Genomic DNA, 15,554 nt, shown 5'->3' on the forward strand with positions numbered 1-15,554 from the left:
GTGATTCAGACCGTTCCTGTTTTGATCATATCTTTTTCAATGTGTATAAAGGAACATCTCCATGAAAAAAGTGTTTTTGCTGACTTTATCCGGGCTGGGAATATTGATTCTGGTGGCAGTGGCTGGGGCGGTCATTGTTTTGAATCTGGATCCGAACCGGTATAAGGACTATGTCGCAAAAAAGGTGAGTCAGCAGGTGGGCCGGACCTTTGAGATCCAGGGGGACTTGCGTGTGAAATATTATCCCTGGCTGCATCTGGAGATGTCCAAAATTTTTCTGGAAAACGCGCCGGGATTCGGGGATGGGCCCATGTTGACGGCTGATTATGCCATGGTCCGGGTCAAGACATTGCCGTTGCTGAAAAAACAGATCGAAATGGACACCCTGGTGCTTGAAGGGGCGCAGGTCCATCTGGCCAGAAACCAGGCCGGCATGGCCAATTGGAAAACTCAGGGCGGTTCGCCCGATAAAACAAAGCCGCACAAACCGTCCGCTGCATCGTCGAAAAAAAAAATTGACCTGAAAAACCTGGCCGTGCTGCTGAACGGCGGGGTGCGCATTCAAGATGCCCGTTTCAGTTTTGACGACCGGTCCACAGGGAAAAAATATACCCTCACCGATCTGAATCTGACAACAGGCAAAGTGGTGCCGGGCGCTCCCGTGGACTGGCAGCTGACTTTCAACGGTACGGGCACGTCCCCAAAGATTTCCGGAAATGCCGGACTTGAGGGAACCCTTGTTTTTGATCTGGGTTCCGGTCAGTATCAGATCGATCCCATGATATTCCAGGCCCGGCTTGCCGGACCGATTTTAGGAAAAAAACCGGCAGACCTGGATCTGGCCTGCCGGGTGGAAATGGATCTGCCACAAGACACCGTATCTGTCAAAAACCTGACAGCATCCGGACTGGGAACGGATGTCACGGGGACTATTGTGCTGGGCAATATGGGGGCTGTCATCCCCCGGATCGACCTGGCCCTGGATATTGCCGGAAAAGACCTGGCCCTGCTGATGCAGATTATTGAAGGCGGGCCATTGGCCGCACACCTGGCCCGGACCGGTGAAAAGGCATTTCATGTGAACATGGACATGGATATGGATTTAAGTCAGGGCCGGGTCCTGGTGCCGGCTTTGGATATTGCGGCACTGGGCATTACCCTCAAGGGCAATGTCGCAGCCCGGGATCTGGGCACCCGCCGCGCGGAAATGGAAGGCAAGATGGTTCTGGAAGGCAGGCATCTGAACCGGTTACTCCATGCCCTGGATCAACCCGTGCCGGGTGATTTTCTGGACACAGTGGCAGGACAGGTGCGGTTCAACGGAAAACAGGGAAACCTGACATTGGATCCGTTGCAGATCCGCCTGGGCCTTGACGGAAAAAAAATTTCCAACGGGCCGTTTTCCGTGACCCTGGATGCACCCGTGCACTGGCAGATGAATCAGCAGCGACTGGAAGTGCCGGCTTTTTCCCTCTCAGGCATGGATCTGGCCGTGTCCGGTGGTATCACTGTTGAAAAAATCCAGACCGATCCCGTGTACACCGGAACCTTGTCTGCGGCCCCATTCAATTTGCGGCAACTCATGAAAACACTGGGCTTGTCTTTGCCGGCCACGGCAGATGCCCGGGTGTTTGAAAAAGTGGGCCTGAAAACCCGGTTTACCGGTTCGACAAATGATCTCCAATTGACCGGCCTGTCCGGGGTTGTGGATGATTCACACCTGAAGGGAAGTTTTGGGGTAACAGACTTTTCAGATCCGGACATCACGATGGATCTGGCTGTTGACCGGATCGATGTGGACCCGTATCTGCCCAAGGCGCCCAAGCAGGCAAAAGGAAAAAAACACAGATCTGTACCCGTGACACCGGAAACGGTGGCTGCCGGAGCCGCTACCCGAATGCCTGTGGCCCAGCTTCGAAATTTGAAAATCAATGCGGCCCTGGCCATAGAGAATCTGGTTGTTTCCGGGGCTTCTTTGTCCAGGGTTCAGGCAAAACTGACGGCCAAAGACGGGGTCATTCATGCCGCACCGTTGTCTGCAGCCCTTTACAATGGGGTGTATCATGGAAGCATGATGCTGGATGCCGCCGAAGATATTCCTTTGATCACCATAAATTCGTCCCTGAAAGGGATTGAGGTGGCCCCTTTGCTGGATGATATGACTGAAAAAGCCATGATCCGGGGAACCGGAGACATCACTGCGGCCTTGACCACCCGCGGGGCAACCGTGAGTGCCATGAAACAGCATTTGAACGGGAATCTGTCTTTTTTGTTCAAAAACGGGGCCGTGATCGGGTTTAATGTGGGTAAATTTCTGCGCAGCCTCAAATCCCTGCGGGATACCCGGACCTTTTCCGTGTCAGAAGCGGAAGAAACCGATTTTACCGAACTTGCCGGAAATCCCGTGGTGACAAACGGGGTGGTCGTTCTGGACGATCTGTCGGGAAAATCCCCGGCCCTGCGGGTATCCGGGACCGGAACCGTGGTGGATATCGTCAAGGAAACCATTGATTACAGGGCAATGGTCACGGTGGTGGAAACCTCCAGAGGCCAGGCAGGCAGCGAACTGGCCGAGCTTGCCGGAATTCCCGTTCCCATATATATCCGGGGGCCGCTGGCAGACCCGGCCATCCAGCCGGATATCAAGGGCGTGATCACTTCGATTTTAACCGGCACCTCACCTGAGGCTGTGGAGCAGTTGAAACAGAGTGTGGAAAAGGAACTGGGACGGTTTCTGAAAAAACTGACCGATTGACCGGACATGACAATGAAAAGGATATGAATATGAAATACGGGGCATCGGGTTTTCCGATCAAGCCGGTATGTGAAGAAATACAAAGAGTGGCGGACCTGGGGTTTGATTATTTTGAACTGTCCATGGATCCGCCCGAAGGGCACTGGACAAAGATTTGTGAGCTGGAAAATCAGATTATGGCAATCCTGGCAGACACAGGCATGCCCGTGATCTGCCATCTGCCCTGTTTTGTGTACACACCGGACCTGACACCGGCCATCCGCCGGGCGTCTTTAGATGAAATGAAACATTCCCTGGATGCCGCAGCCGGAATCAACGTTCACAAAGCCGTGCTGCATCCGGGGTATATCACGGGCATGGGGATGTTTGCCATGGATGCGGCCAAAAAATATGCCCATACCGCGTTGACCGCCATTGTGGCCCATGCCCGGGACCTGAACATTCAGCTGTGTTTTGAGAACATGTTTCCTTCATATCATCTGAATTTTGAGCCCGAGTCGTTCGAGGATCTGTTCAAGGAATTTCCCGGGCTGAAGATGACCCTGGATACCGGACACGCCAATATCGGAGATCCGGAACAGACAAGGCTGGGACAGTTTGTCACCCGGCTGGCCCCGTATATCGGTCATGTGCATATCAGTGACAATTTCGGGAAAAAAGACGATCACATGGCCGTGGGAAAAGGAAATATTGATTTTGAATCATTGGTTTCATCCCTTAAACAGGCCGGGTATGATGATACCATCACCTTTGAAGTGTTTTCAGCCAATACGGATGATCTGGTGAAAAGCCGGGAACGAATCGAATTCCTTTTTTCAAACGCCTGAGAATCGGGATCGATTTTTTCTTAAAATTTTTTGGTGTCACGATTGTTTCTTCAACATCCGGATCAAAGGCAGGCACAGGAACGTGACCCCGCCAAGAACGGCAAATCCGATGTTGAACCGCCCGGTTTCCGCCAGAATGCCGATGCCGAACGGCACCAGCCCGGATCCCAGGAAATGCGCCAGGGGCACTACCACAGAAACCGCCACCGGGCGGATTTGAGGCGTGGTGACCATGGCCATGATGGCAAAACACAAAGGAAACACGCACACCCCGGCCCCTGCCTGAAGGATCAGGGCCAGCCAGACCCATGTCCCGGGCAGCCACCCCATAAAAAACGTTCCCAAAGCACTAAAAAACAACGCAGACAAAATGATTGGCCGGGGGCCGAACCGGTCAGCCAGCCATCCCCCGGCCAGGGGCATGCCAAATGCCACAACCCTGGAGACCGCCAGCATGATATTGGTGGTTTCCGGATCGATTCCCCGCTCAAACACCAGATAAAGGGGCAAAATGACAAATACCCCTTGATTCAATCCCATTCCCAGGATGAAAAGTACGGCAATGATCGGGATTGCCGGGGTATGGAGCAGGGTGGCGAATATTTTGAGCCCGGGGGGATCTGTCCGGTCCGTGATCCCTTTTCCCCGGGCCGCATAGGTGATCGCCAGTATCAGGGAAGCGGTGCCGTAAACCACCAGCACCATGCGCCAGGAATGGTGCCATGCCGCAAACAAAGACACAGCCAAAGGAGCGATGATATACGCCAGGTTCGGCGCCAACTGGTGCACGCCCAGTACTTTGCCCCAATGGTGCCGGGAAACCAGTCCCGTCAGGCTGGCCACACCCGAAGGCAGGTAAAAGCCGCCGGCCAGGCCTAAGCAGACCATGCCCGCCTGGAGCATCACCACCCCCTGGCTGGCTGCGGCCGCAAGCAGGCTGATTCCCACGGCAAGGCCGGAAGCGATAATCAGATGCCGGTGGGAGAACCGGGGCGTTAAAAATATGGAGCCAAAAAGGCTGATGCAATATCCGGATGAAATCAGAAAAAACAGGCCTCCTGCCTGGCTGTGGCTTAACGCCAGATCGATTTTGATATCCGGCAGTAACGGGGCCATTCCCAGCCGGGAAAGCATGTTGAAAAAGAAAATACCCGTTAAAAAAACAATGGGATTGAGCTGTTCCCGGGACAATGTGTCCGGTTCCGGTTTTTTCATCAATTTTTGTTCAGTCTGACTGGGCATGGTTCAAATGCTTTTGTTTCAGGTTGTGTCTGGGACATAGTATTCCAAATTGGTGGAATGTAAACAGCCAAAAACAAAAATCTGGAGATGGAAGTGATAAATAGGTTGACAATAAAAACCGGATTTTTCAAAATAATAAGTCTTTCAATCCAACACAAATTTTCCAGAGCGGAGAAAAAAATATGAGAGTCATTGTTATCGGTGGCGGCTGGGCCGGATGTGCTGCAGCCGTCAGCGCGAAAAAACAGGGAGCGGACGTGGTCCTGGTGGAAAGAACGGATATGCTTTTAGGCACAGGCCTTGTGGGCGGCATCATGCGGAACAACGGCCGGCTCACTGCCACGGAAGAACTCAAAGCCTTGGGGGGCGGTGATCTGTTTACAGTCATTGAATCCAATTTTATCCACAAAGACATCACTTTTCCGGGACATCTGCATGCCTCATTATACGATGTTTCCACCATGGAACCCAAGATCCGGCGGTTTTTGGAAGCATCCGGCATCTGCATTGAAACCGGGTGCCGGATCACGGATGTGGAAATGGATAAAAACCGGATCACCACGGTGTTGGGAAAACAGGCCGGCAAAACCGTCCGGTTCCAGGGGGATGCGTTTATTGAAACCACGGGCACGGCCGGACCGCCTGCCAATTGCGCTAAACACGGCAATGGGTGTGCCATGTGCATTCTCAGATGCCATTCATTCGGGGGTCGGGTCAGCATTGCCGCCAAAGCCGGCGTTGCAGAGGTCAACGGGAAAAAAGGGGATCAGACCGGTGCCGTGAGCGGATCCTGCAAGCTTCACAAAGAATCGTTGTCTCCGGACCTGCGCAAACAGCTCAATGATACGGGGGTGGCGGTGATTCCTTTGGATGAAAATCTTCGCATGACCGGGAAGCTGTCCTTGAAAGCCTGCCAGCAGTATGCCATTGCTGATTTTGAGCAAAACGTGATTCTGCTGGACACGGGTCATGCCAAGCTCATGACCCCGTTTTTCCCGCTGGATGGGCTCAGAAAAATCCCCGGGCTGGAAAACGCCCGGTTCGAGGACCCTTATGCCGGCGGTATGGGCAATTCCGTGCGGTATATGGGCATGTCACCCAGGGATGATGCGCTGAAAGTGGATGGGGTGGACAATCTGTTTTGTGCCGGCGAAAAAGCCGGGCTCATGGTGGGCCATACCGAAGCCATCTGCACGGGGACTCTGGCCGGGGTGAATGCCGTGCGCCATGTGCAGGGAAAAACAGCACGGGTGCTCCCGGAAGCGTCCGTGATCGGGGATGCCGTCACGTTTGTGCGGGAGCAGATGCAGACCCCGGAAGGCCTGGGACTCAAATTTACCTTTTCCGGTTCAGTCCTGTTTGATCGTATGAAACAAAAAGGGCGGTACCACACGGACCCGGCGGTAATTGACAGGCAAATGGAAAAAGCCGGGTTGAAAAATATTCTGGCATCTGTTCAGGACCGGTAGATTTTTTGAGACACGCCGGTTCCAGAGGATGAAAAAAATAACAAAATTAATGATGTCTGACATTGAGGAGGGGCCATGAAAAAATGGGGATGTGTATTTCTGGCAGCAGTCTGGATGGGTATTTTTTTGACAGGTCCAGGATGGGCACAGACACGGCAAATAACCATTGCGCTGGGTTCCGAGCCCACCACCCTGGATCCCCAGATTCGGGAGGACGGAGGAGAACGGGCTGTGAACGACAATATTTATGATACCGTGCTGACCCGGACCCCGGAAGGGGATTTGATCCCGTCTCTGGCAGCCCAGATGCCCGAACTGGTGGCGTCTGACACCTGGGAGGTCACATTGCGGCCCGGTATCACGTTTCACAACGGGGAACCGATGACTGCAGATGCCGTGGTCTACAGTATCCAGCGGGTGATCGATCCGGATTTTAATTCCGAGCAGATTTCATTTTTTTCCACCATCAAGGCGGCCCGGGCCACGGGTGATCTGACCCTGCATGTGATCACAGACGGACCCGATCCCATTTTGCCCTCCCGGCTGTACTGGCTCAAGGTGGTGCCGCCCGTGCATTCCAAAGATCCCGGATTCGCCGAGAATCCTGTGGGAACCGGCCCATACCGGTTTGTGACCTGGCAGCGGGGCCAGCATATCGACCTGGTCCGCAATGACGATTACTGGGGGGATGCCCCCCAGATCATGGCCGTCAGATACCGGTTCATTGAAGAACCCGGCACCCGGCTGGCCGGTCTCATGGCAGGGGAGTTCGATCTGATCACCAATCTGCTGCCCGAGTTCACCAGCCATGTGCCCAAATCAGTGAATGTGCTGGGGCTGGAACATCCCATTGTCATTCTTAACGCGGACAGCGGCATCACAAAAGATCCGCAAGTCAGACAGGCCTTGAATCTGGCAGTGAACAAAATGGCCCTGGCCAACGGTCTGTTCGAGGGATATGCCCAGGTGGCCCAGGGCCAGCTGTTAAGCCCTTCGTTTTTTGGTTACAATGATCAGGTCACCGCGTATCCCTATGATCCGGATCGGGCCAAAAAGCTGATCGAGGCGGCCGGGGTCAAGGGACAGACCATTGAATTGATCGGTACCAGCGGCCGGTGGCTCAAGGACCGGGATCTTGTGGAAGCCGTGGCCGGGTACTGGGAGCAGGCCGGTTTAAAAGTCAATGTGCGGATTTTTGAATTCAATGAATATCTCAACCGGTTGTTCGACCGCAAGACAAGGGCGGATGCCATTTTTGTGGTTTCCTCCAATGAACTTTTGGATGCGGACAAAAGCTTTTCCGCGTATTACAAATCCGGCGGCGTGGGCGCTTCCAACACGGATGCAACCCTGGCATCGCTCATTGATGCGGCCCGGTCTGAAACGGATGAGCAAAAAAGGGAAAGTTTGTATCATCAGGCTGTCAAACGGGCCTATGACCAGGCGTATTTTGTGTGGCTGTTGAATATCGAGGACATTTACGGCCTGAGTCAGCGCCTGGATTGGCCGGGGCGGGTGGACGCACGGCTGCTGGTTCAGGAGATGACATGTCAATGATCCGTATCATCCGTTTCTTTCCAGGGGTGCGGCAACAGGCCGGGGGTCCGGAAAACAAAGGCCGGACCGCATAATGGGCCGGTTCATTTACAGGCGCCTGATTCACGGGCTGATTGTGATTTTAGGGGTGACGGTCATTGTGTTTGTGGTGACCCGCATGGTGGGAGACCCGGTTCAGGTGATGCTGCCCCTGGAGTCCACCCCGGAACAGCGGGCTGCGTTTGAAAAAAAACTGGGACTGGACCGCCCCATTCCCATTCAGTTTGTGGAATTTATGGGCAACATGGCCCGGCTGGATTTCGGTGATTCCTTGTGGCAGAAACGGCCGGCCATGGAGATCGTGTTTGAAAAACTGCCCATGACCATCCTTTTGACCGCTGTGGGCATCGGGTTTGCCTGTGTTCTGGCGATTCCTTTAGGGATCATTGCGGCGTTGCGGCCCGGCGGGGTGGTGGACCGGGTCACGGTGTTCGGCAGCCTTTTGGGATTGTCCGTGCCCCAGTTCTGGCTGGGGCTTTTGTTCATCGTGGTGTTTGCCGTGCAGTTCAAGATCCTGCCCACATCAGGCGCGGGCACGCCCACCCATATTATCCTGCCGGCCCTGACCATGGGGCTGCCCACCCTGGCTCGGCTGGTGATGCTGGTGAGATCCTCCATGATCGACGAACTCAACCGCCAGTATGTCAAGACCAGTTTTGCCAAAGGGCTGCCTTTTGTCCGGGTAGTGGGGCTCCATGCGCTTCGCAATGCCGGTCTGCCCATCATGACCCTGGTGGGGTGGGAAGTGATCCGGTCTCTGGCCGGATATTCCGTGGTGGTGGAAACCGTGTTTGCCTGGCCGGGCATCGGGTTGACTGCAATCCAGGCCATTGAAAGAGAAGACCTGATCCTGATTCAGGCCATTGTGTTCACGGCGGCCGTATGTGTGGTGGTCATCAACATTGCCATGGATTTTATCTATAAACTCATTGATCCGAGACTGAAACTGACATGACACCGCCCCGGACCGATACCCTGGAACAGGCCCTGGCTGAAAACCGGTTTGAATGGTGGAACAGCTTATGTGAGCTGGGCCGGGAACTCAAACGCGACAAACCCGGATTGATCGGTGTGATCCTGATCACCTCCCTGGTGCTCATGGCCGTGTTTGCCCCTTACATCGCCCCCCATGATCCCGCGGCCCAGGACCTGACGGCCCGGCTGGCCCCGCCCGTGTGGTATGACAAAGGCACCTGGCACCATATGCTGGGCACGGATCATCTGGGCAGAGACGTGCTGTCCCGGGCCATTCACGGGGCCCGGGTGTCCTTGTGGGTGGGGGCGGCCGTGGTGCTGTGCGCCGGCGGTTTCGGTGTGGTCATGGGATTGATGGCCGGATACCTGGGCGGCCGGACGGATGCGTTTATCATGCGGTGGATCGATACCCAGGTGGCGTTTCCCGGACTCCTGCTGGCCCTGATTATTTTAGCGGTGATCGGCCCCAGTCTGACCACGGTGGTGGTGGTCCTGGCATTGAACGGGTGGATGGTGTACGGCCGGATGACCCGCAGTGCCGTGCTGTCCATCCGGCAGTCGCCTTATGTGGAAGCCGCAGAAGTGGTGGGATGCCGGTGGCCCAGAATCCTGTTCCGGCATATCCTGCCGAATTTGACCTCTCCGCTGCTGACCCTGGGCATCCTGGAATTTGCCAGAATCGTTCTGGCGGAAGCGGCGTTGTCGTTTCTGGGACTGGGGATTCAGCCGCCGGCCACGTCCTGGGGCCTGGATGTGGCCATGGGAAAAAATTACATGTTCATGGCCTGGTGGCTGGTGACCATTCCCGGATGTGCCATTGCCGTCACCGTGCTGGCCATCAACCTGGTGGCTTCCTGGCTGCGGCTCATCTCCGATCCCCAGGAACGGGAAAAACAGTTTGCCCGGCACATGGCCAAAGGGATGCGCAAAAACATGCAGGCAGAAATTGACAAAGAACGGCAACCGGAGACGTCATGAATACATCCCCAAAAGCCCCGTTGCTGGAAGTGCGGGACCTGGTGGTTAATTTTTATACCCGGGGCGGCGTGGTCCAGGCATCCCGGGGCGTCAGTTTCCAGGTGGATTATGGCCAGACCTTAGGGATCGTGGGAGAATCCGGTTCCGGAAAAAGTGTGGCAGTCCAGGCGGTCATGGGGTTGATTTTCAATCCCGGACGAATCGAAGGGGGAGATATTTTTTTCAAGGGCCGGTCTCTGCTGGACCCGGCCGGTAAAAAAAGGGTGCGTCAGGTTCGGGGCAAAGAGATTGCCATGATATTTCAAGACCCCATGACCTCATTGAATCCCGTATTCACCATCGGCACCCAGATCACTGAAGTGCTGCGTCACCATCTGGGTATGACAAAAGAGCAGGCCAGAAAGCGGGCCATGGATCTGCTGGACATGGTGGATATCAACGCCCCGGAAAAGCGGTTGAAACAATATCCCCATGAAATGTCCGGGGGCATGCGCCAGCGGGTGATGATCGCCATGGCCCTGGCCTGTGAACCCCAGCTGATTATCGCGGATGAACCCACCACGGCGCTGGATGTGACCATCCAGGCTCAGATTCTGGAATTGCTGACCGACTTGCAGCAGCGGCTGAACGTGTCCGTGATTCTGATCACCCATGATCTGGGCGTGGTGGCCCAGCTCTGCCACCGGGTGGCCGTGATGTATGCCGGCCGGATCGTGGAGGTGGGGGATGCGGACCCCGTGTTTGCCGCACCTGTGCATCCTTATACCAGAGGATTGATCCGGGCCACGCCCCGCCTGGATGTGGTGACCGAGCGCATGGTGTCCATTGACGGGGTGCCTCCGGATCTGATTTCCCCGCCCAGAGGATGCGCGTTTTTTCCCCGGTGTGATCGGGCTGGAAAAGCGTGTTCGCGAATGCAGGCTTTGATCGCACTGGGAGACGACCGCCATGTGTCCTGCTGGTGTGCAGCAAAGGAAGTTACCAGATGACGGGCCAGACATTGGAAGGGCGTTCTGATCTGCCGCTGGTCGATGTCAGGAACCTGAGCGTGCTGTTTGACGCAGGCCGGGCCGGGTTCTGGGGCCGAAAACGGCTGACCGTGCATGCCGTGGAAAATGTGAGTCTGGACATCCGTCCCGGTGAAACCTTAGGCTTGGTGGGGGAATCCGGCTCCGGCAAAAGCACGACCGGAAGGGCTATTCTGGGCCGGGTCCCTGTGAGCCAAGGCCATATCTATTTTCAGGGCAAAGAGATCACCCATGCCGGGAAAAACCGGGTGCGGGAATTGAGCCGGGACATGCAGCTGGTGTTTCAGGACCCCTACGCCAGTTTGAATCCCCGCATGAAAATCATCGATATTGTGGCGGAACCGCTGCGGGTGCACGGTATGGTGAAAAATACAAAGGCGGCCGCTAAAGAGGTGGCCCGGCTTCTGGAACTGGTGGGTCTGCCCCCGGATGCCGGCGCCCGGTATCCCCATGCCTTCAGCGGCGGCCAGCGCCAGCGGGTGGGCATTGCCAGGGCCCTGGCTTTGAAGCCCCGGTTCATTGTGGCGGATGAGCCGGTGAGCGCCCTGGATGTATCCATCCGGGCCCAGGTGGTGAATCTGATGCAGGATCTCCAGGCCCGGTTCGGCCTTTCCTATTTGTTTATCGCCCATGATCTGGCCGTGGTGAGACATATTTCCCATCGCATCGCCATCATGTATGCCGGCAATATCGTGGAGCTGGCGGAACGCCATCTGATCTATGATTCGCCGGTCCATCCCTATACCCGGGCTTTGCTGTCCGCCGTGCCCGTGCCGGATCCCCCGGTGCAGCGGGCCCGCCAGCGCATCACCTGTCCGGGAGAACCTCCCAATCCCCTGAACCCCCCGTCCGGATGCCGGTTTCAGTCCCGATGTCCATATGTGACCGGGACCTGCCGGGAAAAAGCCCCGGAACTGGCCCGGCGCCGGCCGGGTCAAATGGCGGCCTGCTGGAATTGTTGATGACTTAAGATATTTGGTGATCCAGGAATCGTTGTGCAGGTGAATGCGGCGTTTGATTTATCGGAGCATGGCCTCTTTCAGGCGGAAGAATCCGGTCATATTTTTGAGCCAGAACACCTCGAATACCAGATTGTCGCTGTGAAAAGAGATCACCTGACGGCGTTTCTCTGATACGTAAATCAGGTGAAGACGACCGTTGTCCTCGATATCGAATACCATGGCTGCCAGCTGGTTGTTCAATACCATGAGATCGCCTTTCTGAACCTGGTTTTCGTCGATCTGGCTGACGTTTTTCAACAGACGTGCCATGGGCAGATAGCCATGATAGGTCAGGCCGGCCCGCTGGGCCGCCGTGGTATAGATGGCGAAAAACAGATAGGAATTGTCCGTGGTGCCGGAAGTCAGGGGATTGCCGCCATATTCATATGGCGTGCCGATGAACTGTCGGGCCGTTGCGGGAATATTCTGACGAAACACTTCCCGGGCCGTGATCACGGATGAGCCCACTTCCGGTTTGTCTGCGGACGGGTTTTTATCAAATTGAACGCCCCATGCACACACGGTGTTCATCAATAACCACATGGCGGCAAAGACATATTTTTTCATGATTTTTCCTTGTATTCATGACCCTTTATTCATATAAAGATAAGATATTGTCAAAAAAAAAACAAGCCGTATCCGGAATGATTTTACGCGACCGCTTGTTTTGGCGGCATCCACTTACAAGGGACAAGATATGTATCATGAAAATTGTGACCACCCATAAAGGAACTGATTTCGATGCCCTGGCCAGTCTGGTGGCGGCAACTCTCATCTATCCGGACGCCCGTCCCGTGATTCCCGGTGATGTCAATGAAAATCTGAAACCGTTTCTGGCCATTCACAAAGATGTGTTCGAACTTGCAACCCCCAATGATGTCAACCTGGACCAGGTGGATACCCTGATTGTGGTGGACACCCATTCCTGGGGCCGGCTGGACCCCCGGCTGGCCGTTCTCAGGGAAAAGCCGGATCTTGAGGTCATTGTCTGGGATCATCATGTGCACGGGGATATCCAGGTGACACAGCCGCATATCAAAGAAACCGGGGCCTGCATCACCCTGATTCTCGATGAGATTCAGAGAAAAAGGATATTGATCACCCCCATACAGGCCACCTTGTTTCTGATCGGTTTGTATGAAGATACCGGAAACCTGACATTTCCTTCCACTTTGGGGGAAGATGCCCATGCCGCCGGATTTCTTCTGGACCGGAAAGCGGATCTGGTGATTATGGCCTCGTTTCTGAAGCAGGCCTATGCCCGGCAGCACAGGGATATCCTTTATGATATGATCCGAAAAAGTGAGACCATCAAACAGTCCGGTTTTACGGTGGGGTTTTCAAAACTGGATCTGGAGGGACGGGTTCAGAACCTGGCCATGGTGGTGCAGATGTACCGAGAAATCATCAATGCAGATGCGGCTTTTTGTATTTTTCGGGACCTGGTCCAGGACAAATGCATGGTGATTGGTCGGAGTGGTGTGGATGAAATCGATATCAGCCTGATTATGCGCAGCCTGGGGGGCGGAGGCCATCCCGGTGCCGGCTCCGCTTTGATCAAAGCGGCCAATCCCGAGGTGATCCAGGAAATGATCGTGGAATTGATCAGCGGGAATCAGCAGACATCGGTGATGCTCTCGGATATCATGTCCTATCCCGTGGTCAAGGTGCATGAGGATACCACCGTTCAAGAAGTGATCATGATCATTCGGGAACTGGGATGTACGGGCATGCCCGTGGTGAATGACCAGGACGATCTGGTGGGCATCGTATCCCGGCGGGATCTGAAAAAGGTCCGTCAATCCAAACAGAAGTCTGCGCCCATCAAAGCGTTCATGACCCGGAACGTGGTCACCATTTCCCATGAAAGAAGTGCCGTGGAAGTGGCCCGGCTCATGATCAAGCATGACATCGGACGGGTCCCCGTGGTCAAGGAAGGCAAAATGATCGGTATTGTCACCCGGTCCGATGTGATGATGTATTTTTATGACATGCTGCCGGATTGAGCATTATTTTCTGAGTCTGGCAGCAGCCTTGACGGCCAGTTTTTCCCTGAATATTTTGGCATTGTGCCGGATGTCCACGGGAAAATGTTTCTCAATGAAAATATGGTGGATGTCTTCGGTCAAAGGATTGGCTTGGGCCAGGGCTATCAATTCGGCAATCAGATCGTTTGGATTGTCAAACGATTCATACGGCTCCACAAAGATCACCGGTGTCTGGCTGTTTGTGGGCCCCGTCCCGGTCAATGCACTGCGGTAAACCCCCGGATGATTGTTGAAAACAGATTCCACGGGAATGGTGAACAATGTGCCTTTTTCCGTGATGACCCGGTGGCTTTTTCTTCCGCAGAACCAGATCCGTCCTTTGGAATCCATCCATCCCAAGTCTCCCATGCGGTGCCAGATCCGGCCGTCTGAGTCGGGAATTTTGGCCGTCAGATCAGCTTCCCGGTTGTTGAAATAATGTTCTGTGACCAGATCCGCCTTGACGATGATTTCACCCACCTGTTTTTCCGGGACCAGCAGGGAATCCCGGATCTGGGTGATGGGCGTATCCGTGATTTTGATCAGCTTCACCTGGGTATTTTCAATAGGCCGTCCAATGCACAGACCAAATCCTTTTTCAGACAGATGCCTTGTTTCAGACAGAATTTCATTAGAGGCAATCGAGATGACCGGTACGGCTTCCGTGGCCCCATAGGGGGTGTGGATCTGCGCGTCGTCGGACAGCAGTCCGGCAAACTGCTCGATGTTGTCCGGTGATACCGGAGCCCCGGCAGACACCACCCGGCGCAGGGACGGCAGGGTGATGTCGTTTTCCCGGCCGTATTTTCCCACCCGGTTCAGCAGGGCCGGGGAAGCGAACATGTTGGTGATCCCGTGATTTTCAATGGCTTCGATGATTTTTTCCGGATTGGCTTTGGCCGGCCGGGTGGGGTCCATGTCCGGTATGACTGCAGTCATGCCCAACGCCGGATCAAACAGGGCGAACAAAGGAAATGTGGGCAGATCGATTTCGTCGGGGCCGATATTGAAATGGGCCTGGATCTGTTTGATCTGGGCGTCAAAATTGCCGTGGGTATAGACCACCCCCTTGGCCGGGCCGGTGGAGCCCGTGGTGAACACAATGGCCGCGGTTTCATCCCGGGCGGTCTGGGCCGGGGTAAAGGATTGGTGTTCATTGGCCAGCAGTTGCCTGAACGTGTGCCCGCCCCAGAACCATTTGCGGCCCACAGTGACCCAGTGCCGGACCTGTTTGAAATACCCGGGCTTCACCAGCCGGAGGAGATGGGCTTTTTCAATGCCGATAAATGCTTTGGGCCGTCCCTGATGCAGGCACTGCACCATCCGGTCAATGCCCATGCCCGGATCCACCACCACTGGCACGGCCCCGATTTTGAACATGGCAAACACAATAATGAAAAATTCCATGCCCGGCGGGACCATGAGAATGGTTCTGGTTCCCCGGCTGATACCGATATTTTCCAGTCCAACGGCCAGGCGATCGGAAAGTGCATCCAGCTGTTTAAAGGTCAGGTGGCTGTATAGCACATGATTATTTTTGTCCCGGCCGGCAGGATACACCACGGCCCGTTTGTAAGGCATTGTCTGAGCGGTTTTTTTCAGGCTTTCGGCGATATTGGCATAAGCGGTCATAGCAACCTTATCTTTAACATATAA

Annotated in this window: 12 protein-coding genes; 9 read left to right on the forward strand and 3 right to left on the reverse strand. The window is 54.9% G+C overall.

Annotated elements, in window-relative coordinates; genetic code table 11:
- Positions 1 to 61 precede the first annotated feature (61 nt).
- Together K365_RS0108105 and K365_RS0108110 are read left to right on the forward strand one after the other, a co-directional pair.
- Entirely contained in the window at positions 62 to 2,755 is a 2,694-nt protein-coding gene (locus K365_RS0108105) for an AsmA family protein (protein ID WP_024334177.1), read from the forward strand.
- A gap of 23 nt (positions 2,756 to 2,778) precedes the next feature.
- Positions 2,779 to 3,582 (forward strand): sugar phosphate isomerase/epimerase family protein, encoded by an 804-nt coding sequence (locus K365_RS0108110; protein ID WP_245569147.1) that lies wholly within the window; start codon positions 2,779 to 2,781, stop codon positions 3,580 to 3,582.
- 36 nt (positions 3,583 to 3,618) lie between these two features.
- Here the strand turns inward: K365_RS0108110 and K365_RS0108115 are convergent, their stop codons facing one another.
- Entirely contained in the window at positions 3,619 to 4,824 is a 1,206-nt protein-coding gene (locus tag K365_RS0108115) for an MFS transporter (RefSeq protein WP_024334179.1), read from the reverse strand.
- 182 nt (positions 4,825 to 5,006) lie between these two features.
- Here K365_RS0108115 and K365_RS0108120 point away from each other — a divergent pair, with 182 nt between their 5' ends.
- The 6 genes from K365_RS0108120 (at position 5,007) to K365_RS0108150 (ending at position 11,832) form a co-directional block, all read left to right on the forward strand.
- Positions 5,007 to 6,293: an FAD-dependent oxidoreductase gene (locus tag K365_RS0108120; RefSeq protein ID WP_024334180.1), complete on the forward strand. Its 1,287-nt coding sequence runs from the start codon at positions 5,007 to 5,009 to the stop codon at positions 6,291 to 6,293.
- Between the two features lie 75 nt (positions 6,294 to 6,368).
- Positions 6,369 to 7,850: an ABC transporter substrate-binding protein gene (locus K365_RS0108125; RefSeq protein WP_024334181.1), complete on the forward strand. Its 1,482-nt coding sequence runs from the start codon at positions 6,369 to 6,371 to the stop codon at positions 7,848 to 7,850.
- A gap of 73 nt (positions 7,851 to 7,923) precedes the next feature.
- Positions 7,924 to 8,844, forward strand: coding sequence for an ABC transporter permease (locus tag K365_RS0108135; protein ID WP_024334182.1), 921 nt, complete (start codon positions 7,924 to 7,926; stop codon positions 8,842 to 8,844).
- Positions 8,841 to 9,842 (forward strand): ABC transporter permease, encoded by a 1,002-nt coding sequence (locus K365_RS0108140; protein ID WP_024334183.1) that lies wholly within the window; start codon positions 8,841 to 8,843, stop codon positions 9,840 to 9,842. Before K365_RS0108135 ends, K365_RS0108140 begins: the two co-directional genes overlap by 4 nt.
- Positions 9,839 to 10,831: an ABC transporter ATP-binding protein gene (locus K365_RS0108145; protein ID WP_006965233.1), complete on the forward strand. Its 993-nt coding sequence runs from the start codon at positions 9,839 to 9,841 to the stop codon at positions 10,829 to 10,831. The genes K365_RS0108140 and K365_RS0108145 overlap by 4 nt, the downstream gene beginning before the upstream one ends.
- Complete coding sequence (locus tag K365_RS0108150) at positions 10,828 to 11,832, forward strand: ABC transporter ATP-binding protein (RefSeq protein WP_024334184.1); 1,005 nt, start codon at positions 10,828 to 10,830, stop codon at positions 11,830 to 11,832. The genes K365_RS0108145 and K365_RS0108150 overlap by 4 nt, the downstream gene beginning before the upstream one ends.
- Positions 11,833 to 11,889: 57 nt before the next feature.
- Here K365_RS0108150 and K365_RS0108155 read toward each other — a convergent pair whose 3' ends face one another.
- Positions 11,890 to 12,438, reverse strand: coding sequence for an NlpC/P60 family protein (locus K365_RS0108155; RefSeq protein WP_024334185.1), 549 nt, complete (start codon positions 12,436 to 12,438; stop codon positions 11,890 to 11,892).
- A gap of 137 nt (positions 12,439 to 12,575) precedes the next feature.
- On the opposite strand from K365_RS0108155, the gene K365_RS0108160 reads away from it, so the two are divergent.
- Entirely contained in the window at positions 12,576 to 13,877 is a 1,302-nt protein-coding gene (locus K365_RS0108160) for a CBS domain-containing protein (RefSeq protein WP_024334186.1), read from the forward strand.
- Positions 13,878 to 13,880: 3 nt separating this feature from the next.
- Here the strand turns inward: K365_RS0108160 and K365_RS0108165 are convergent, their stop codons facing one another.
- Entirely contained in the window at positions 13,881 to 15,530 is a 1,650-nt protein-coding gene (locus K365_RS0108165; RefSeq protein ID WP_024334187.1) for a fatty acid CoA ligase family protein, read from the reverse strand.
- Positions 15,531 to 15,554 lie beyond the last annotated feature (24 nt).

It is taken from the genome of Desulfotignum balticum DSM 7044, from assembly GCF_000421285.1.
Taxonomy (GTDB): domain Bacteria; phylum Desulfobacterota; class Desulfobacteria; order Desulfobacterales; family Desulfobacteraceae; genus Desulfotignum; species Desulfotignum balticum.